At 36.3% G+C, this 21,596-nt stretch carries 18 protein-coding genes; 2 read left to right on the top strand and 16 right to left on the bottom strand.

Annotation, left to right across the window (positions count from 1 at the left end):
* Positions 1–52: 52 nt before the first annotated feature.
* The 7 genes from ACE1OF_RS01270 to ACE1OF_RS01300 form a co-directional block, all read right to left on the bottom strand.
* Positions 53–1,261 (bottom strand): MFS transporter, encoded by a 1,209-nt coding sequence (locus tag ACE1OF_RS01270; protein WP_448892122.1) that lies wholly within the window; start codon positions 1,259–1,261, stop codon positions 53–55.
* A gap of 107 nt (positions 1,262–1,368) precedes the next feature.
* Positions 1,369–2,727 carry a sigma-54-dependent transcriptional regulator gene (locus ACE1OF_RS01275; protein WP_448892124.1) on the bottom strand — a complete coding sequence of 453 codons (1,359 nt, stop codon included), beginning with the start codon at positions 2,725–2,727 and terminating at the stop codon, positions 1,369–1,371.
* Between the two features lie 3 nt (positions 2,728–2,730).
* Entirely contained in the window at positions 2,731–4,635 is a 1,905-nt protein-coding gene (locus ACE1OF_RS01280; protein WP_448892126.1) for a sensor histidine kinase, read from the bottom strand.
* 90 nt (positions 4,636–4,725) lie between these two features.
* Positions 4,726–6,123, bottom strand: coding sequence for a TRAP transporter large permease (locus tag ACE1OF_RS01285; protein WP_448892127.1), 1,398 nt, complete (start codon positions 6,121–6,123; stop codon positions 4,726–4,728).
* Positions 6,120–6,761, bottom strand: coding sequence for a TRAP transporter small permease (locus tag ACE1OF_RS01290; protein WP_448892129.1), 642 nt, complete (start codon positions 6,759–6,761; stop codon positions 6,120–6,122). Before ACE1OF_RS01290 ends, ACE1OF_RS01285 begins: the two co-directional genes overlap by 4 nt.
* A gap of 99 nt (positions 6,762–6,860) precedes the next feature.
* The gene (locus tag ACE1OF_RS01295) at positions 6,861–7,847 is read right to left on the bottom strand and encodes a TRAP transporter substrate-binding protein (RefSeq protein ID WP_448892131.1); all 987 of its coding nucleotides are present in this window, start codon (positions 7,845–7,847) and stop codon (positions 6,861–6,863) included.
* Between the two features lie 61 nt (positions 7,848–7,908).
* Positions 7,909–8,952, bottom strand: a complete 1,044-nt coding sequence (locus tag ACE1OF_RS01300; RefSeq protein WP_448892133.1) for a porin — start codon at positions 8,950–8,952, stop codon at positions 7,909–7,911.
* A gap of 468 nt (positions 8,953–9,420) precedes the next feature.
* On the opposite strand from ACE1OF_RS01300, the gene cmoA reads away from it, so the two are divergent.
* A complete protein-coding gene (cmoA, locus tag ACE1OF_RS01305) occupies positions 9,421–10,170 on the top strand; it encodes a carboxy-S-adenosyl-L-methionine synthase CmoA (RefSeq protein WP_448892135.1) in 750 nt (249 codons plus the stop codon).
* 89 nt (positions 10,171–10,259) lie between these two features.
* The gene (gene cmoB, locus ACE1OF_RS01310; protein WP_448892137.1) at positions 10,260–11,225 is read left to right on the top strand and encodes a tRNA 5-methoxyuridine(34)/uridine 5-oxyacetic acid(34) synthase CmoB; all 966 of its coding nucleotides are present in this window, start codon (positions 10,260–10,262) and stop codon (positions 11,223–11,225) included.
* Here cmoB and ACE1OF_RS01315 read toward each other — a convergent pair.
* From ACE1OF_RS01315 to ACE1OF_RS01355, 9 genes are all read right to left on the bottom strand, one after another.
* On the bottom strand, positions 11,222–11,992 hold the full coding sequence (locus ACE1OF_RS01315; RefSeq protein ID WP_448892139.1) for a substrate-binding periplasmic protein: 771 nt from the start codon (positions 11,990–11,992) through the stop codon (positions 11,222–11,224). The two genes, cmoB and ACE1OF_RS01315, sit on opposite strands and share 4 nt — an antisense overlap.
* A gap of 241 nt (positions 11,993–12,233) precedes the next feature.
* The gene (locus ACE1OF_RS01320) at positions 12,234–12,731 is read right to left on the bottom strand and encodes a hypothetical protein (protein WP_448892141.1); all 498 of its coding nucleotides are present in this window, start codon (positions 12,729–12,731) and stop codon (positions 12,234–12,236) included.
* A gap of 58 nt (positions 12,732–12,789) precedes the next feature.
* Complete coding sequence (locus ACE1OF_RS01325; RefSeq protein WP_448892143.1) at positions 12,790–14,961, bottom strand: 3-hydroxyacyl-CoA dehydrogenase NAD-binding domain-containing protein; 2,172 nt, start codon at positions 14,959–14,961, stop codon at positions 12,790–12,792.
* Between the two features lie 85 nt (positions 14,962–15,046).
* Entirely contained in the window at positions 15,047–16,195 is a 1,149-nt protein-coding gene (locus ACE1OF_RS01330) for an acyl-CoA dehydrogenase family protein (RefSeq protein ID WP_448892145.1), read from the bottom strand.
* An 11-nt stretch (positions 16,196–16,206) separates the two neighbouring features.
* Entirely contained in the window at positions 16,207–17,397 is a 1,191-nt protein-coding gene (locus ACE1OF_RS01335; protein ID WP_448892147.1) for an acyl-CoA dehydrogenase family protein, read from the bottom strand.
* A gap of 61 nt (positions 17,398–17,458) precedes the next feature.
* Positions 17,459–18,865 (bottom strand): DUF1254 domain-containing protein, encoded by a 1,407-nt coding sequence (locus tag ACE1OF_RS01340; protein WP_448892149.1) that lies wholly within the window; start codon positions 18,863–18,865, stop codon positions 17,459–17,461.
* A gap of 74 nt (positions 18,866–18,939) precedes the next feature.
* Entirely contained in the window at positions 18,940–20,124 is a 1,185-nt protein-coding gene (locus ACE1OF_RS01345; protein WP_448892151.1) for an acetyl-CoA C-acyltransferase, read from the bottom strand.
* Between the two features lie 59 nt (positions 20,125–20,183).
* Positions 20,184–21,080 carry an SDR family NAD(P)-dependent oxidoreductase gene (locus tag ACE1OF_RS01350; protein WP_448892153.1) on the bottom strand — a complete coding sequence of 299 codons (897 nt, stop codon included), beginning with the start codon at positions 21,078–21,080 and terminating at the stop codon, positions 20,184–20,186.
* A gap of 23 nt (positions 21,081–21,103) precedes the next feature.
* Positions 21,104–21,565: a MaoC family dehydratase gene (locus ACE1OF_RS01355; protein ID WP_448892155.1), complete on the bottom strand. Its 462-nt coding sequence runs from the start codon at positions 21,563–21,565 to the stop codon at positions 21,104–21,106.
* Positions 21,566–21,596 lie beyond the last annotated feature (31 nt).

Genomic DNA, 21,596 nt, shown 5'->3' on the forward strand with positions numbered 1-21,596 from the left:
CATATTATAAAGCAAAGATTAGTAAAGTCACCCTAAGGAAGAATGATTATTATCAGTTTCTTTTAACACGCATCTTCCTATTTTTTACCAAGGTACAACGATGTAACCGCCAGCACAGTATATAAACCAAAATATACAACGCCATTCCACCAGCAAGCACTCCATGCCATTGACCATATTGCCAACAAGCAACTAAGTAAAAACCACCTAAACTGCCACCAACATAATAGTGCACAAGGTACAACGCAGTTGCCGTTGCTTTTGCGGTTGTTGCCTTTTGACTTACCCATGCATAGGCCAATGAATGAGTAAAAAAAGCACCTGAGCTAATCAGTAGTAAACCAAGAACCATAGCAAACAACGAATCATAAGATGCGATCCACATACCAATAACACTCACCGTTGTACCTAACACCATTCCCTTAATGGGGCTATACACTTGCCCCCATCGACCACTAAGTTTTGCGGTAACGGTACCACTAAGATAACAGAGAAAAATCATTGAAGTTAAGCTAATAGAGAGTGAATAAGGCGGCGCAACAAGACGAAACCCCATAACAGTATAAAGATTAACAAACAGAGCAAAATTAAAACCACCAATGAGCATTGCTAACCATAACTCTCGGCGTTTTAAGTGCTCAACAACTTGTTTATTATGAGTGCGAAATTGTCCTTTCTTCGGAGTAAAATATTGCTGATGAGGTAATAATAAATTAACAATAAAGGCGCCTATCAAACTAGACAAAGCCATACCAATAACAGCCATTTCCCACCCCCAATATTCACTCACAAAACCACCATATAAACGACCAGTAATACCCCCTAATGAATTAGCACTAATATAACCACCTACCGCAAGAACTAACGCTTTCGGAGTAAATTCTTCCGCCATATAGGCAACAGCAACAGCGGCAAACCCTGCAAGTGAAACGCCCATTACTCCACGCGCCAGCGTTAACATCAACAATGAATCAGTTAACAACATTGCCATGCCTGTAAATGGCAATAAAAAAAGGCTTAACATCATCACGGTACGACGTCCGATCATTTCTGATGCAATGGCCCATGGTACTAGGGTTAGTGCTAAGGTTAACGTACCTGCGGCAAGTAACCAGTTGATGGCAACAGCACTCGCATTAAATTTTTGCGCCATTAAAGGCAACATAGGCTGGAACATGTATAAGTTACAAAATACGATAAACGAACCAAATGCTAACGCAAAACTTGCACGACGGTATGCCGCTGTTTTAATTTCAATCATAATGATAATACTTAGAAGAGATAATATTTAACAAAGAAAGCATTTACTTATTATGAATAAACGCATTAACACCTATAATTAATAGCAATACTGATAGTTAACTTGCCCTAGTCAGTTTCTTTACGTTGTAGATCATATTTTTTCATTTTGTCATAAAGGGTTTTTCTTGGCAGCGAAAGCATTTCCATAGTATCTTTAATACAGCCATTGGTAGTGTGTAGCGCATCTTGTATCAGCGTTTTTTCAAAAAAACCAACCCGCTCAGAAAGCCCCATGTTTGAATGTAATGTGGTTGAATTATCTTGATGTGTTTCAAAAGCTGCATCTTCACCTAGTAAAACATAACGTTCCGCTAAATTCCGTAATTCTCGTACATTACCTAACCAATCATTACTTAGCAAAATTGTACGGTTTTGCTGCGACAATGGAATAAGTTCGCGGCTATACCGTGTAGAAGCAATTCTGGCAAAATGTAAAAACAGCAAAGGAATATCTTCTTTGCGCTCTCTTAAAGGAGGAATATTAACGTCAACCAAATTCAAACGGAAATACAAATCATGGCGAAATTCGCCTTGATCACATAACGCTAATAAATCTATTTTAGTTGCTGCAATGACACGAATATCTAAAGGAATACTATGATTAGAGCCTAAACGTACCACTTGTCTGTCTTCTAATACACGCAACAATTTTACTTGCAAAGACATGGGCGTGCTTTCAATTTCATCTAAAAAGATTGTGCCGCCATTGGCATACTCAAATTTACCAATGCGTCTTTTATCTGCCCCAGTAAAAGCACCCGATTCAGCACCAAACAATTCACTCTCTATAATATTTTCAGGAATTGCCCCACAATTCAATGCAACAAAGTTATGGTCTTTACGAATACTGTGATCATGTAAATAACGCGCTACAAGCTCCTTGCCAGTACCCGTTTCACCATTAAGCATAATATCGGCAGGCGCGTCCATAATGCTATCGAGGATATTACGCATTTTAACAATAACAGGTGAATTACCTAATATTCTAGGTCCTGGGGAGGCATGCGTTTCAAGTTGCTTTTTAAGCGCTCTATTTTCTAGAGTTAACGTTCGCTTATCAATGGCACGTTTTACCCTATCAATGAGATGTTCATTATTAAATGGTTTTTCAATAAAATCATAGGCACCATTTTTTATCGCATTAACTGCCATTGATATATCACCAAAGCCTGTTAACAAAATAATGGGTAATTCGCGATCTATTTGAAAAATATTTGCCATTAATTGATGCCCATCCATCACGGGCATATTAATGTCACTTATAATGACATCTGGACAGCCTTGCTCAATATTGGCTAATAACTCTTTTGCGCTGACAAAACTGCGTACCTCGTAATTTTCTAATTCGAGCAACTGTTCAATAGCACTACGGATATGTTTTTCGTCGTCAACAATAAAAACAGATCCTAATTTAATTTCAGCCATAACTTAATCCTGTGGATTGTTTTTTTGTAAATTAGAAGGTGAATGCAAGGGTAATGAAATAGTAAAGATTGCGCCACCTAATTCGTGATTATTAACCACTAACACACCTTGCATAGACTCAATTATACGTTGAGAAATTGACAAACCAATTCCTAAGCCAAAACTCTCTTTGGTGGTAAAAAAAGGCTCAAAAATCTTTTCTATATTATCCGCTAAAATTCCAGGTCCTGTATCCCTAAAAGTAATATCTACCTGTGGGTTTTCTTGAGTGCCAGTAATACGTGTAGCATTTACTTGGGTAACATTAATATAAATAGTTTTAGAACTCATGTTTTTCATGGCTTGCATAGCATTACTAATAATATTGACAAACACTTGCTCTAACCGAATACCATCCCCAAGAATATACAACTCTTCTTTAGGGACATCGGTGATAATTTCCACCGATGCTTTTTGAGCTTGGTGCTTGATAATCGCCAACGTTTCATTAATTGAAGTCTGCACTAACACGGGGGCTTGCACACCACTACTTTTCTTAGTAAAACTTTTAAATTGACTCACAATATTGGCAAGTCGGTCTGTTAAACCAATAATATGCTTTAAATTTCCGTTAACCTTTTCGGGCATATCTCGTTCTTGATAAATCAATGCGTTTTGCGAATAACTTTTTATCGCAGTTAATGGTTGATTAATTTCATGATTAATACTTGCCGACATATTTCCAACCACAGCTAACTTAGCCGCTTGAATTAGCTCTTCTTGAGTTGCCTTCAATTCAAGTTGCGTTTTTTGTCTTTGCGCGATTTCCTCAACTAATTTTTTATTGGTTGTGGTTAAATCTTCCGTCCGCTCCTTCACTCGTTTTTCAAGCAGTATATTGGCTTGTAATTGCTGACGTGTATTACGAATACGTTCTTTTGTGAATAACACCAGAATCACCATTAAAAAATAGCCACCTGTGCCTATAATCATCAAAAAAACAGTGTATTCATTTATCGGCTTTAAAGAACTCCATATATGTACCTGCCAATCATTTAAACGCATTTTAGCTTGCTGAGCAAAAACAGTTTCTTGCTTATTTAACAGTCGAAAAAGTTGTACATTAGGTGTAATGGGCAAATAATTATTTTCAATTGGTGATATTTCCAATTTAAGCACTTCTCTTTCTGCATAACGTTTTATATCTATTAGTTCGGGAGGCTTAGTGGCATTAAAAAAGGGGGTATCGTCTAAAAGTGTTGTAATTTTATTAAGCCGCCATTCTTCGTTATCTGACATAAAAACAACATTATCAGGCCCGACAATCAAAAAATTATAATTGTCACTACCCACATCTCGCGCATGTTGCTCTTCAATTTCATCTACTCTAAGCTTTATCGCAATAACACCCAGTACTTCTGTTTCATTTTTTACAGGGTAGGCAAAATAATACCCACGTTTATTACTAATAAGGCCCACCGCATAATAACGTGATAACTCACCTTTCATCGCTTGATAAAAATAAGGGCGAACACTGAAGTCGTTACCGACAAACGAACTTTCTTTACGCCAGTTGCTCGCTGCAATTGTAATACCCGATTTGTTGATTAAATACACATCTGACGCCTGAGTAACATCGCTCATTTCTTCAAGTAATACATTAAGTTGTTGACTTTTTTCTGTATCTAGAGGGGTTGTAAGTACCGCTTGTAGTAAAGGATGTTTTGACAATACTTCGGGGATTTTTTCAAATCGTCCAAGCGTATTATCAATATAGCTGATCAAATTGTTTAAATTTAGTGTCGATTGTCGTTGCAAATCTTGGTAAGCCAAGCGTAAACCAAATTGCTTCACTAGTGCTAGCGTAAACAACAGCCCAAACAACACTAACAATGTGACAAACATTTTTTTGAAGTGATGGCTGTTCATTCGCAAGTGAGTTCACCTTCTTTATAACTTTTACTAACAATAGAAAATGAGAGGCTAACAATTTTAGCCTCTCCACATAACTAGTTTTGATTAATAGCCATTTAACTTGTCAATATACTCAGGAAACGCCAATGATATTTGCGGTACATAAGTAATTAACATTAAGAACAACAGCAATAAACTTAACCATGGTAAACACGCTTTAATTACCCACCCCATGCTTTTACCTGTAATACCTGCGGTAACAAATAAATTAAGACCAACGGGTGGTGTTAACATGCCTATTTCCATATTCACAACCATAATAATGCCTAAATGGATAGGATCAATCCCCAATTGCGTTGCTATTGGAAACAAGATAGGCGCCATAATCAATATTATTGCTGAGGGTTCCATAAAATTACCAGCAAGTAATAATAATATATTAACAATAATCAAAAATGACCATGGCTCTAAACCCCAACCAATAATCGTCTCAGCAATAATATGGGGAATTCGCTCTGTGGTTAACACATGAGCAAACAGCATTGCATTGGCTATAATAAATAGCAACATAATACTGACTTTAGCCCCATCAAGAATAACACGCTTTACTTCTTTATCTGTTACGCTTTTAGGTAAAGCTAATCCCATTAACATAACATTGCGAGTAATGGCTTGACCGAGTGATTCCTTAGTATTTCGCCATTGTATATGTTTTAATGGTCCAATATCACGATAGCCAAAAACAGCAATAAAATAAGCATAAACAGCAGCAACGGCAGCCGCTTCAGTAGGACTTGCAATACCACCATAGATAGCACCTAACACAATAAATATCAGTGCTAAACCTCCTGTTGCAATGAAGCCCGAGCGCAATAATTGCTTAACACCAGGAAAAGGTTTTGATGGCAAATTTTTATAACGAGCAACAATATAAATTGCCAACATTAAAATAGAGCCCATCATAAGACCTGGTATTAAACCCGCCATAAACATACGCGATGCCGAAACTTCTGTTGCCGCAGAATAAACCAACATAACAATTGAAGGGGGTATAAGTATACCTAACGTACCTGCATTAGTAATTACACCCGCGGCAAAACTTTCAGGGTAACCAGCACGTACCATACCTACAATACAAATAGAACCTATTGCTGCAACCGTTGCAGGCGAAGATCCTGAAACTGCCGCAAAAAGCATGCAAGCTAGCACTGAAGCCATCGCTAAGCCACCACGAATATGACCTACGCTGTCAACAGCAAAATCAATTATCCTTTTAGCAACGCCCCCTGTAGATAAAAAAGCAGAAGAAAGAATAAAAAAAGGAATGGCTAGCAAGGTGTAATGCTCTGATGTTGCTTCATACATTTTTAAAGCGATGGAAGCAATGGAATCATTAGAGAAAAACAGGATGGTCACCATGCTAGAGAAACCCAGTGCAATGGCAATTGGCATACCAATCAAAATACATACAAACAGTGTTAAAAATAAGGCAGCAATAGTCATTTTTTAGGCTCCTGCGTGGGTACATTTTTATCGGCAGAATCTTCTTCTATTAAGTGCATGCTTTCTTTGGCTTCATCAGCAAACTGAAAACCATCTTCTTTTCCTTGCATTATTTTTATTAATAATTGCAAAAAACGATAAAAAAGCAGTGCAAAACCAAATAATAAAATAGATTGTATTATCCAAATAGGCATTACTGGATCTTCAACATCAATTTTAAAAAGATCCCATGCTGAATCAGGGTTAAGCGCATTAATGATGAATGCAGGCATATGAATATCTTCCATAGCGAGGCCAATATCATACATTTTGGCTAAATAAACCATGCTGCCATAAAAAAACATGCCGCAGTAACACAAACAAATAAAAACAGCAGCGATAGAAGTCAGCTTTTTCGCTTTAGGTGGTAAACTTTTAACAAACGCATCAACTCCTATATGTGCGCCTACCTTCACACCATAAGACATACCAAAAAGAACAAACCAAGCGCCACACGTTAGGGTCGCTTCTTCCATCCACATAAAACCAACATTAAAGACAAATCGAGAGATGACTTCTGCAAAAACTAATAGCGTCATACTAACTAAAAGAAGACAAATCACGCCTTCTTCTAATGCGCTAGATTTTTTTAAAAACATAATAATTACCTATAAATTACAGTGTATTCTCTATTACTGAGTACAGAAAATACGGGGCTACAAATTGTGCGTAGCCCCTATTAAGTTAATTAAAATGTATTAATTAGCAGCAATAGCAGCATCAATAACATTTTTACCTATTTGGTCTTCAAAGCGTTTCCATACGGGCTTCATTGCATTGACCCATTGTTGACGTTCGCTCGGTGAAAGTGTTCGAACGGTTGAACGTTTTGAATCAACAATACGCTGTTTATCTTCCTCAGCTTTTTGTGCTGCAATAGTATTACCGTATACAATTGCTTCAGCTAATGCTTTCTCTACATCTTTGCGAATATCTTTAGGTATTGAATGCCAAAAATCTCGCGAAGTCACCACTAAATAATCTAATACCCCGTGGTTCGTTTCAGTAATATAATCTTGTACCTCAAAAAACTTCTTTGAATAAATATTTGACCAAGTATTTTCTTGGCCATCAACCGCTTTGGTTTGTAATAAAGTAAACACTTCAGAAAAAGGTTTTTTAACAGGTACCGCATCAACAGCATGGAACTGAGCAGCTAATACGTCAGAAGACATTATTCTAAACTTTTTCCCTGCTAAGTCAGTGGGTACTTTCATTTCAGTACTAGAAGAAAGCTGCTTCATACCATTATGCAAGTATCCAAGACCTTGTAACCCCTTACGTTTAATAGAGTTTAGTAGTCTTTGTCCTTCTTCACCTTGTTGAAAACGCTCAACCGCAGCTAAATCTTTAAACAAGAAAGGAAGGTCGAAAATTTGCAGTTTTTTCGTGTACTTTTTGAACTTTGACAATGATGGAGCCGCTAATTGCACATCCCCCAATTGCATTGCTTCAAGCACTTTGTTATCACCAAAAAGTTGTGAATTAGGGAACACTTTTACCGAAACTTTTCCCGATAATCTTTCTTCAACTAAGGTTTTAAACTTAAGTGCCATTTGCCCTTTGGGGGTATTTTCTGCAACCACATGTGAAAATTTAATTTCTATCGGTTCAGCACTTACTTGCATTGACACAGCACAGGCTAAAATACAAATTGATCCAAATAATTTTTTAGTTAATGACATAATTTTCCTAATTTTAGTTATAGTTAGTTTTAGGTTTTAGAATTACTTTTAAACAATAAATTTAAAAATCGAAACGCGCGCCTAGCTGAAATTCTGACATGTCTTCACCTGTTGAAGGTAAACGCGTATCATCGCTATCAAATTGCTCGAAAGATGTCCAAAGTTTGAAATTTTTAGAATAATGACGAATATACTCCACTTTTACAGAACTAAGATCGCCCTTAATATCACACGCATTTACCGCATAACGTGCATGCACTTGATTTTTTCCTTGCTTCCATTTACCATAAATTCCTGTGGTTGAGCGCTCTTCATCGGTACAAGACGTAGCACCACCAACATTATTACCGCTTGCTGTAGATTTTAACGTAACATTACCTGAAGAATTGCCGCCATAAATATCAAAATCCGCATCGGCTTGATGATGAAAAGCAGAAATAGTTATTTGATCCGAAATATTGTACCAGCCTCGAACACCATAAAGATTCCCTGTGTTATCACCTTGTTTATCGGTAGCAATTGCGGCTTGCAACTTTACAGGCCCTGCTTTGTATTCAATTGCGCCTTGGTATTGGTCAAATGAATCGCCATCTTGTTTTTCTGTTTGTAATGCTGCCCCAAATTTCCAGTTACCGCTTTTCATTTCCCATTGCAAAAAATCATCGTCACGAATCGCGCCTTGACGTAAAGAATCTAAGCCATCAGAGAAATAAGCACCGCGAACAAATTTATGCCAAAGAATAGTTTGAGAACCATAAGTAACTTTACCAAAGTCACCTTGAACGCCTACCAATACTTGGCGTAATCCAGGTTTGTTATTTTGGTTGAAATTTACATTATCATCACCACGAAGACCGTATTCCACAACGGCTAAACCTGTAAGTCCATCACCCAAATCAACTGAGGCTTTAGTACCAATTCTACTGAGATAATCACGACCATTTAGTGCATCATCATCAGTACCTGAATCAACATAATCAGCGCCTAATCTTAACGATCCATAAAATGAAGTTTTCACGTCTCCCTCAGCGGCTGAAGCAACTGTGGCAGCAGTAATTAATAAGGTTGTTGCACATAACTTGTTAAATAATTTTTTGTTGTTCATTGTTATTCCTACTATTTTTTGACTTGTTATTTTTTAATACTTTTTTAACCAGTATTTTTGAATTAACACCCTAGAAAAACTCAAAAGGATGTTCCTAAGCTATATCGCAAGGTTGGTGCCAATTAAACAAAGTAAAAAATTTCAAGATAAAAACGAATTAAAACAGCTAAATACAAGGAATAGTTACAACAGATAAAAAATTACGACTATAACGTTTTTTGCGGGTTTTGACCCAAAGCAAAAACAATAAGGGTGGATATCCACACATTATAGTTAACAGATAAACAATCTCACTATTAATAAGTGTGCCAATAAAGTATAAATAAAAGCGCAACAGGCTTTACGAATAAGATCAAATGAAAAAACTTCACAAATGACAGCATAATTGCTGATATATTTGCTTATATATCGAATAAATATCGGTTAAAATAAATAAAACCGTTACGAATATTAAATAAAATTATAGCCATGCACCCTTCTGACTCAAACGTAAGTAATACTGACTTAATCTATTCAAACCCACATGCTCAAGTAAAAGACTTTACCTTTGATGCACAAGTTGTGGAAGTTTTTCCTGATATGATTACACGTTCAGTGCCTGGCTATAACACAATCATTGATACCATTGGTCGTTTAAGCCAACGTTTTGTAAAACCAAACACCCTAGTTTACGACCTAGGTTGTTCATTAGGTGCTGCCACATTAGCCATGCGCAAGGGTATTAATAATGAACAATGTAAAATTATTGCCATTGATAATTCATCCGCCATGGTTGAACGCTGTAAAATGCATATCAATGCCTTTAAAGGCAAGACAGCTATAGACGTGATTGAGGCCAATATTCAAGACGTAACCATAGAGAACGCCTCAATGGTGGTACTAAACTTCACCCTGCAATTTATTGATAAACAAGATCGCCAAGCCCTGATTAACAAAATAGCCCAAGGTGTTAACCCAGGGGGTATTTTAGTTATCTCAGAAAAAGTATCCTATGGCGATCCGGTTATTGACGAAAAGTTAATTGATTTACACCACGACTTTAAACGAGCGAATGGTTACAGCGAATTAGAAGTAGCCCAAAAACGTACCGCATTAGAAAACGTAATGCGCACTGACTCAGTTGAGCAACATATTCAACGCTTAACCGATGCTGGTTTTAGCCATGTATCTCCTTGGTTTCAGTGTTTTAATTTTATTTCTTTCATTGCAATAAAATAACCTAATCTGACAAGCACTATTAATGAATTCCAGATTAATTAAAACCAAAATAAGTACCCTATAAACAAAAGATATTAAGACACTATTTTATGACAAACTTCAGTAAGTTTTATCAACAAATTGCCACCAATCGCTTAAGCTCTTGGCTAACAACACTGCCTGCCCAGCTTGATTTTTGGCAAAAAAACAACTTACATGGAGAATATAAACATTGGCAAAAAACACTAGACGCACTGCCTGCAGCACAACAAACCTCAGTGGATTTAGTCCACAGCGTTAGTGTAGGTAACCAAGGTGACTTAAATGAAGGTGAAAGCAAACGCTTAGAAAACTTACTCAAAAAATTCAAACCGTGGCGCAAAGGGCCATACCATATTCACGGCTTACATATAGATACAGAATGGCGTAGTGATTTTAAATGGGACCGACTAGCAGAGCACATTAGCGACTTGTCGAATAAATATGTACTCGATATAGGTTGTGGTAGCGGTTATCATTTGTGGCGCATGCGCGGAGCTGGTGCTAAATTTGTTGTGGGTATTGACCCAACCCAATTATTTCTAATGCAATTTAATGCCGTTCAACATTTTATTCAAGACGATAAAGTGAACCTGTTGCCACTAGGCGTTGAAGACTTACCAGAATTAAAAGCATTCGACACAGTATTTGCTATGGGGGTTTTATATCACCGCCGCTCCCCCATTGATTTTCTATATCAATTAAAATCACAGTTAACACAAGGAGGAGAATTAATATTAGAAACTCTGATTGTTGACGGCGATGAAAACACTGTATTAGTCCCTGGCGAACGCTACGCAAAAATGCGTAATGTTTGGTTTTTACCTAGTGCAAAAGCAATGTGTGCATGGATGGAACGCTGCGGCTTTAAAAATATACGCGTTGTTAATACTGACATTACGGCGATAGACGAACAACGAAAAACACAATGGATTGATACCGAGTCATTATCTGACTTTCTTGATCCTAACAATAATAACAAAACCATTGAAGGCTACCCTGCCCCACAACGTGCTATTTTTATCGCCAATATCTAAAGCGGATGAGGCTTAAGGTAACTGTTCACTATTTTTTGATATTGTCCCGTGCCCTTAATCTCTGTTATACCTTTATCAAACAGTGTTTTAAGTTCATTAGTATTAAAACCTGCTACATAATTATTTGGCTCAAACAAAGGGTAAATAACGACGTCCTTTGAGTAAATGTTTAAATACTTTTTTCTATTTTGTAATTCAACCAACATATACTTAAAAATATTCACATCCATTATAATCGCATCAACCCGGTCAGTAAAAAGTAATGCCAACTGGCTTTTTTGATCCGCAATTTCAATGTAGCCATTAGAACCGGTGAAAATATTAGCGTAATCGTCACCTAAAAATAGACCCGCATTTTGAAATGCAGCAACGCGTAGTTTTGCTAAATCAGATAATTGCGTTATATAAAAGTTATTTTTTGCTAACGTCACAACAACATTTTGATAGTCAATATAAGGCTTAGATAAGTACAAGCCTACCTCATTAGTTTTGCTTGTTAACGTGATAAGTCCATCAACATCGCGCCGCTTATAAACCCCCATATGCAAACCTAATGGTAAGTGCATAAAACTAACATCATAACTGCTTGCTGCAAATGCAGCTTTGACTATCTCAATTTGCATACCTTTATCACCTGACAGGATAAATGGTGGTTTTGATAAGCCAGCAATTAACTGAATTGACTGATTTGGCGCACCCAATACCTTACATTGTAAAAAAACGAAAACAATAATAAAAAAACTAATTTTGACTAAAGAAGTCGCCAAAAGATATCCCCAATAAAGACCGTTTGAAATACTATTGTATCAATTAATTTGGTTTAATTGATACAATTTCAATTGAGTAAATTTCAATTAATAACCTATTTTAAATAGTTGCTATTGTAGTATCCTTAAATAAGCTTTGTAACGATTAATTTTTATTGGTATTGTATTAAATCATGGGGGTAATGCTTTCAATTTCAACGATTCAAATTGTCTTAAAATCGAAGTAATACCATATATGGTATTACTTGTTAGAAAATTTTACAGTGGCCCACAAAGCAACAATAGGAGTAAACAATAATGCCATGATCGCTGTCCAACCACCTTTAAAAATAATAAATTTTTCAGACGAAACAAACTCAAGTCCCGCAATATTTAAAACCCAAATAAGCGGTAAAGCAAAGAAAAACAAACCTAATCCTCCCATAAAAATTCCAAATTTGAGTGGCGAAACTAAAAGCCATTTAGTTTGTGCAATACTAGGTATTACTAGCTTTGGTGCTTTATGATGAATAACTTCTTTTTTAACAATAGCACTCACAATAACTGTAATTAAATAAGGTAATAAAAATGCTGTTACTATAATATCGACACCTACACTGGGATCACCCCATGATGGTATCAAATCAAGTGAACCAAAAACCAGCCAAGCTATTAAACCATTTAATAAAAAGTTAAATATTGATGCCACTACCCCTTGATTAATAAAGATATATTTAAAGTGTGCTCTAGAAAGTTCCATAATGACTCCGTTGTATACATTGATAGTTATACCAATTGATAAAATGGTATTAGGTTAATTAAGTAAAAGTTTCGTTAGCATTTTGCTTATCAAGCAGAATAGTGGGTGCAGTAAATCTCGTGCCATATAACGTCTTTAATTCATAACAGCGTTGATTAAAAGCTTTCAAACCAATATGTCCGTTATATTCATAGGTATTAACAAACTGTATAAACCCACCCGTCCATAATGGGGCTCCTATCCCTAATAATGATCCAACATTACCGTCAGCAACAGAGCATAAAACACCTTCCTGTAAACATTTTAAACTTTCAAGCACTTGTCTAAATAAAAGACGTTCTTTAATATCGTTTTCGCTCATGCTCAATTCAGGTTTGTAAAATAACTCATATAATTTAGGCCAAATAAATTTTTCGCTATCTGGTGGATATTCATAATACCCACCACCGTGATACCGTCCTCCGCGTCCAAATTCACTGATCATTTTTTCACTTAAATCAGTACAACAAGAGTTATCAACAGAAGAACCATATAACCCCATCTCTCTATGTGTTTCAGCAATTTTACGTGTTAACTCCTGACTCACCTCATCTTGAACGGCCAGAGGCCCAACAGGCATACCAATTGATTTCCCCATTGCGTCAATAAGTAAAGGGTCAACACCTTCAACAAGTAAACGAGCTCCTTCGTCGGTATAAGTTCCAAATACACGCGAAGTAAAAAAACCAACAGAATCACGAACAACAATAGCTGTTTTTCGTATTTGACAAGCGTAATCAAATGCCTTTGCCAACGTTTCATCACTTGTTTTCTCGCCACAAATAATTTCTACTAATGGCATTTTATTAACAGGCGAAAAAAAATGAACACCGATAAAACTTTCTGGATTACCGCTTGCTTTTGCTAATGTTGTTATCGGAAGTGTTGATGTATTAGACCCAAATACACAGTCTTTAGATAAATATTTTTCAGCATCTTGAATGATTTTTGTTTTGAGTGCTAGGTTTTCAAATACCGCTTCAATAATTAAATCACAGCCTTCAAGATCTGCGTAATCATCGGTTGTCTTTATTAAATCTAACGCTTTTTCTTTATCAATTTCAGACTTTAAACCGTGTTTAATTTGTTTATTGAATAGGGTTGCAGAATATGCTTTTCCTTTCTCTGCTTCATCAAGTTCTATGTCCTTAAGTACTACCTCAATACCTACAATAGCTGATGCATAAGCAATTCCTTGTCCCATCATTCCTGCACCAATTACACCTACCTTTTTAATCTTTGAATAGGGATAATTTTTGGGCCGACTAATACCACCTCGAATACTATTCATTTGAAAAAAGCTTGAAGCAATTATATTTTTAGCTTGAGGCGTAGTGACAAGGTGAGCAAACCCTTTTGATTCTTCAGTTAACGCAATGTCAAAACTAGCACTAATGACGTCATATACAACATCTAATATTCGTAATGGTGCAGGTAATAAACCTCTCGTTTTTTGCTGAATTAATGTTCGAGTATTTGACAGTAATTGTACAATATAGGCATTATTTACATCTCCTCCAGGAATAGCGTAATTTTTAACATCCCAAGGTTGTACAAATCTATTAGGGTTATTTCTAATCCAAGCCTTAGCAACATCAAGTAAACTGTCAACATTTTCAACTAGTTCATCTACAAAACCAGCTTTTAAAGCTTGAGCTGGCTTTAATTGCTTGCCTTCCAATAACAATGGTAATGCTTTTTCAACACCCAGCATATGAATAGCACGTACAATGCCACCACCACCCGGTAAAAGACCTAAATTAACTTCAGGTAACCCAACTAATGCTTTATTTGAATTAATTAATAAGCGGTAATTACATGCTAAACATATCTCTAAACCACCGCCCAATGCTGAACCATTTATTGCTGAAACAACAGGAACTTGCAATTTTTCTAATCGTCGTAAAGGTGCTTTAATAGCATCTTCGATAATTCTAAACTGCTGATATTCTTCTTCTTTTCTTACAGAAGCAAATGCACTTAAATCAGCTCCTGCAAAAAAAGTAGTTTTTGCTGACGTTATTACAACACCAGACAAGTTTTCTTCTGCTTCCAGCTGAGAAAGCGCATCTGATATTTCATGACAGTACTGAGCATTCATCATATTTACAGGACCATCTAAATCCAAAGTCAAAACAACAATACCAGCACTGTCTTTTTGGTAATTTATACCACTCAATTTTTCTTTCATTACGGTGAACCTTATTCAATTACAGTTCAAGTTAGAAATCACAAAAACCTGAAAATAAAGTTCATCGGTTTTTTATGTAAACTGCTTAGTGGTTAAGCAACTTTTGCTGTTGTTTAGCCAAGTAGTCCAAGTGTTCGTAATTAGAACCAAAGGAAGTGTTAATCATGGTTAATCGCTTGAAAAAATGTCCGATATCAAGCTCATCAGTTATCCCCATACCTCCGTGAAGCTGTACGGCAGATTGACCAATTATTTTACCCGCATTGCCAATTTTTATTTTCAACATGGCAGCGGCTTTATTTGAATCTTTGTCTGAACCTTTAATATTAATAGCACCAAAATAAAGCATTGATTTCGCTTGTTCATATTCAACAAACATATCTACCATGCGATGTTGTAAAACCTGAAAACTGCTAATAGGTTTCCCAAACTGCTGTCTAACTTTCGTGAACTCAACAGTTGAGTGTAATAATTTTTCCATTGCACCTACCGCTTCGGCAGAGATAACAACCATAGCGTCATTTAGAACCGCTTTAATGGCTTGATAAGCTGTATCTGTTTCACCTAACACATGGTCACTAGACACTAAAACATTTTGTAAAGTGATATCCGCAGCCAAACCACCATCATTTGTTGGATAGCTATTAATAATGACACCTGATTGTTCTGGATCGACAAGAAATAACGACAAACCCTCGGTATCTCCTAATTCCCCACTTGTGCGAGCAACAACAATAATTTTATCCGCCACAGAAGCACTTAAAACAACAGACTTAAAACCATCAATCATATAACCATCTGATACGGGTTTAGCAACGGTCGAAATTCGAGTAACATCATGTTGCACATCAGACTCTGTACTGGCTAAGGCCAACTTCATTTCACCAGCAATAATTTTTGTTAATAATTGTTCTTTTTGCTTTTCGGTGCCATGTCGTTGAATTATATTGCCTGATAAAACCACCGTTGACATCAAAGGTTCTGTTATCAAGCCTTTTCCTAATTCGGTGTGTAAAACAACTAAATCAACTAAACTTCCATTAAGACCACCATATTTTTCCTCAAATGGCAGTGCTAACCAACCAAGTTCGGCAAAAACGCCCCAATTGTCAGGGTTAAACCCTACTTCACATTTTGAATAATGTTGGCGAGTTTCAAAATCATAATCATTTTGAATAAACTTTGAAGCACTATCTTGCAGCATTTGTTGAACTTCATTTAATGAAAAATCCATAATAATTTCTCCTAAAGACCTAAAACTTGTTTACCAATAATATTTTTTTGAACTTCGTTAGTGCCGCCGTATATTGTGGCTTTTCTATTATTGAAATAATAAGGTGCCGTATCGGCAGCAAAGTGCGGCCCTACCGACTCAACGACTTCATCATATTGATGGGGAACAAAAGGAAGCGCATATACGCCAGCTAATTCAACATACAATTCATCAATCATATGTTGTACCTCCGTGCCTTTAATTTTCAAAATAGATGATTCAGGACCAGGGGCTTTTCCTATTGAAATTGAAGATAGCACTCTCAGTTCGGTATACTCCAAAGCTTTAAGCTCAACTTCAGCTTCAACCAGTTTAGTCATAAATTCATTATTGTTTCGTAAATTAGGCATACCTTTAGGTGGTGTTTCAAGCAGTTTATGCATAGCAGCAATTTTATTAGTTGATGAAACAACACCCGCAATATTGGTTCTTTCATGTGTGAGCAAAACTTTTGCATAAGTCCAGCCTTTTCCTTCTTCACCAATTAAGTTATTTACAGGCACTTTAACATTATCAAAAAATACCTCATTAACTTCTCTACGCCCATCTAGAGTAATGATAGGTTTTACTGTAATTCCTGGCGTTTTCATATCAATAAGTAAAAAACTTATCCCCTCCTGCTTTCTACCACTATCATCAGTACGAACAAGACAAAAAATCCAATCAGCGTATTGTGCCAATGTTGTCCATGTCTTAACCCCATTGACTATATAATAATCTCCTTGCCGTACAGCTTTAGTTTTTAAGCTTGCTAGATCTGAGCCTGCATTGGGCTCAGAATAACCTTGACACCACCAAACTTTACTTGAAAGGATATCAGGTAAAAAGCGCTTCTTTTGTTCTTCATTACCAAACTGATAAATAATAGGAGCAACCATTTTTAAGCCAAATGCAACAACCATTGGCGCACCAACAGCAGCACATTCCATGTTATAAATATACTTTTCTGTCGAGGTCCAACCTGTTCCACCATGCTCTACAGGCCAATTTTCACCTGCCCAGCCTTTTTCATATAATACTTTTTGCCATTCAACATGATCTTCTTTGGTTAAATTAATTCCGTTAGCTATTTTTTCTTTTAACGTTTTTGGCAATTTATTAGCTAGAAATTCTCTTACTTCTTGCTGAAATAATTTTTCACTTTCACTAAAATCAATATTCATTTTTATTCCTAAATTTTTCACTTTTATACGTATGATTAATGACACAAACTAAGTGTATTTATTAACGCACTCTTTTAACTTCAGGAGGTAACCACTCACCTAAATAAACAGCAGGTTTAGGTAAATAGGTTCGTAAAGCTAACGCAAATGGTCCTGCTGGCGCTGGTAGCCAATTTTTTAATTTATCCCCCTCTGGTGCTTTATGCTGAATATAAAATGTTAAAGAACCATCCTCTGCATAATTTAAATTCTTCGTTCTATCACCAATGGAGTAGCGTTGTATTTCATTTTCATATAGCAATACTTCTGGTAAGCGATACATTGTTAAAGACCAAAAAGCATCAGACTGAGGAAAATGGCCTTTTTCAAAGCGAAGTGTGTATACCGACGAATTATCATTAAGTGAACCATCTAAAGATTGCCTTTTTTGATCGACCTGACGAGAAAAAGAACTGTTCTCTTCTCTGTCATTTCCATAAAGTGCAATCATGGCCGCAGCAGCACGCAACAAGTACTTTCCTTGCATAACATTTCTTGAACCAAAGCCTAGGTATGTCGTATTCCAACCAGCTACCTGAGCGCCAATCAATTTACTTTCTGCTGAAATTTTTGATAAAGCAGACTTTACTCCTGCTTTTATTGCCGCTTGAACTTCAGGAGAATAACTTGCCATATCAAATGTTTTACCAGCACCAATGCCTATTTTGGAAAAGCTAGAAACTAATTTATCTTCAGATGGATGAATAGAAACATGACTTAAAAGATAGTTAAAAAGTTCTATAAATTTATAGCTTTGTACTATATCCAATGAATAAGGTGGTAATTCTTCAGATAGTTTTGATATATTGTTGTCTGACAATGGGTTTAATGGATATAATTGATATTGTTTTAATAAGTTTGCTGCAACTTTTTCATCTTTGCTTCCTTTTGCTAACATACGTCCGATTGCAAATGCAAAATTCGTTTCAGATTGAAAAACACCACTATACTTAGACGCTAAATCACCCAAATCATGATTAGGTCCAACAATAACGTAAGAGCCCGCCTTACTCCCTGTAGAACGTTGTCCTATATATGCAAAATTATGAGTATACATATCTATTAACTGTATGGAGTAATATCGACTCTTTTCTACCTCTGGTACCCTGATAACCAAAGGACCGCCAGATAAATCTAACCAACTTGCTGAATACAATGTATCGTTATTGGGACCAACAATAGCGGTAAACTTTGGTCCGAGTAATTTTTGCCTATGCGAGAACACATTAATTGGTTTTTTACCCAATACTGTTCGCGAGTATAGTGATTTATAATTCTGTAACATAGGGTAAGCAAAAATATAAGCCTCTTCGGTTATACTTTGTATTTGTTGGATTAAATCAACATCACTATTTTTTGCATTCGCTTGAGCTTGTATTGAAAAAACAGTAATAATTATAAAACTCCACTTATATAGTATTTTAAACATTCTTATTCTCCGATTTGTTAAATAACAAATTTAAATTGAGTAAGCTTTTTACTCATCATTTTATCTATAGCTAATTAGCAAACTTCAAATAAGCCTGCTGCTCCCATACCACCGCCAATACACATAGTTATAACAACATATTTAACGCCTCTACGTCGGCCTTCAATGAGCGCATGCCCTACCATACGAGCACCACTCATGCCATATGGATGACCAATAGCAATAGCGCCTCCATTCACATTTAATCGGTCTTCTGGAATACCTAATTTATTACAACAATAGAGCACTTGAACGGCAAACGCTTCATTTAACTCCCATAAACCTATATCATCAATTTTTAGCCCATGAGTTTTAAGTAACTTAGGAATAGCATAAACAGGGCCAATACCCATTTCATCTGGTTCACAACCTGCTACGGCAATGCCTCTATAAATGCCTAAAGGTGAAAGCCCCCTCTGTTCTGCTAATTTTCTATTCATAAGTACCATTGCAGAAGCACCATCAGACAATTGACTTGCATTACCAGCAGTGATTGAACCGCCTTCAATCACTGGAGATAAATTAGATAATCGATCTAAACTTGTTTCAGGACGATTACACTCGTCTTTGGCTAAGGAAACACTCTGGAACGAAGTTTCTTTAGTGTCTTTATTAAAAACTGCTTTAGTTACTTCAACTTCAACAATTTCTTGGTCAAAATGACCAGCTTGCTGAGCCATCCATGTTTTTTGTTGCGATGAAAAAGCGTAAATATCTTGTTTTTCTCGTGAAATTCCATATCTATTTGCCACAATCTCAGCCGTATTTAACATAGGCATATAAATATCGGGATGAACTTGTTCAAGTTCTTTATCTATCATTTTATAAGTATTCATATGTTCATTTTGTACTAATGAAATAGACTCTAAACCACCAGCCACTGTGACATTCATTCCATCACAAATAATTTGTTTTGCTGCCGTTGCAATGGCCATCAAACCAGATGAGCACTGACGATCTATTGTCATACCAGAAACGCTAACAGGAACACCACCAGCAAGAGCAGCCAAACGCCCAACATTATAGCCAGAGCTTCCCTGCGGTGCGGCACAGCCCATAATTACGTCGTCAATTTCTTTTGCATCTATACCTGCTCTTGCAATAGCAGCTCTTATAGCTAATCCACCTAGTGTGGGAGAATTAGTAATATTAAATGCGCCTCGGTATGCTTTTCCGATAGGGGTGCGGGCTGTTGAAACAATTACTGCTTCTTTTGTCATGATCCTGTCCTATAAAATTTATTTTGCTAAGTTAAGTAAATAGATAAGCTTTGTGTTGATTACAGCTTTACCCCTGAAGCAGCCATAGCTTTGTATAGAAACTTCTCTGTTTGTTGAGCTCCACTGGTTAATTCTTTTTGAGATGACATATCTTGTATTCCAGTCCATTTAGCCACAATGGTTTCTGGGTTTTGTTCTTGTTTTGGCAAGTAAATACCTTCAGTTTCAAAAACATGTGTAGATGCATAACCACCTGCACCTGCACATAAAATAGTGCGATTAGGCGATTCTTTATGGCATAAAGTGAGTAATGCTGCACTCACTGACTCTGTCGTCATTAAATCAAAAGCAGCTGGTGGAATTAGCCCTTCTGTCATTTGGGTACCAGCCGATGGAGATAAAGCATTCACTTTGATATCTGATTTTTCCCCTTCAATAACAAGAGTATTCATCAAACCAATCACAGCCATTTTTGCTGCACCATAATTTGATTGACCAAAATTTCCATACATACCACTAGATGATGTAGTCATAACAATACGGCCATAATTTTGTTGTTTCATTATTTCCCAAACTGCTTTTGTACAATTAACACTCCCCATCAAATGAACATCTATAACTAATTTAAAATCATCAAGTGTCATCTTGGAGAAGCTTTTATCTCGTAAAACTCCCGCGTTGTTAATTAAAATATCTACTCGTCCCCACTTATCCATAGTGCTTTGAACCATTTGTTCAACTTCATCATAATTTGCAACATTGGCATGAAGCGCAATGGCTTCACCACCTAATTTTTCAATAATATCAACGGTTTCTAATGCTGAAGGGTCATCCTTGACTAGTTCATTAATGACAACCTTAGCACCACGTTTAGCTAACTCGACAGCGTGAGAGCGACCGAGACCATTTCCTGAGCCAGTAACAATAGCAACCTGTTCATCAAACATAATATTCATCATTTATTCCTATATTTTTTTAGTTATTTAGTAACTTGCAGAACAAGCCATTGGGCGATCAGTGCGGGTTTTTCTTCACCTTTAATTTCAATCACTATTTCATATTTAGCCAAATATTGATTAGGTGATTTTTCAGTGATATCCATTATTGTTGCGACAGCACGTATTTCACTGCCAGACTTAACAGGCGAGATAAACCGAACCTTATCTAAACCATAGTTAAACGCCATAACAGCGTTTAAAAAAGAAAAACCAAACTCTTTAGCAAAGTGAGATATGAGTGACAAACTTAAAAAACCATGCGCAATAGTGCTTTCAAATGGCGTATATTTAGCTTTATCAGGATCAACATGTATAAATTGATGATCGTGCGTAACATCAGCAAATAGATCTATTTGAGATTGCTCTATTTTCAGCCAGTTAGTTGGCTTCTCAGCAATTCCAATTGTTTCCTTTGCTTCTGCTAGCGTTTTTATAATCTTCATATATTTGTCTCCTTATTTTGCCTATTAAAAG

The organism is Colwellia sp. E150_009, from assembly GCF_053543955.1.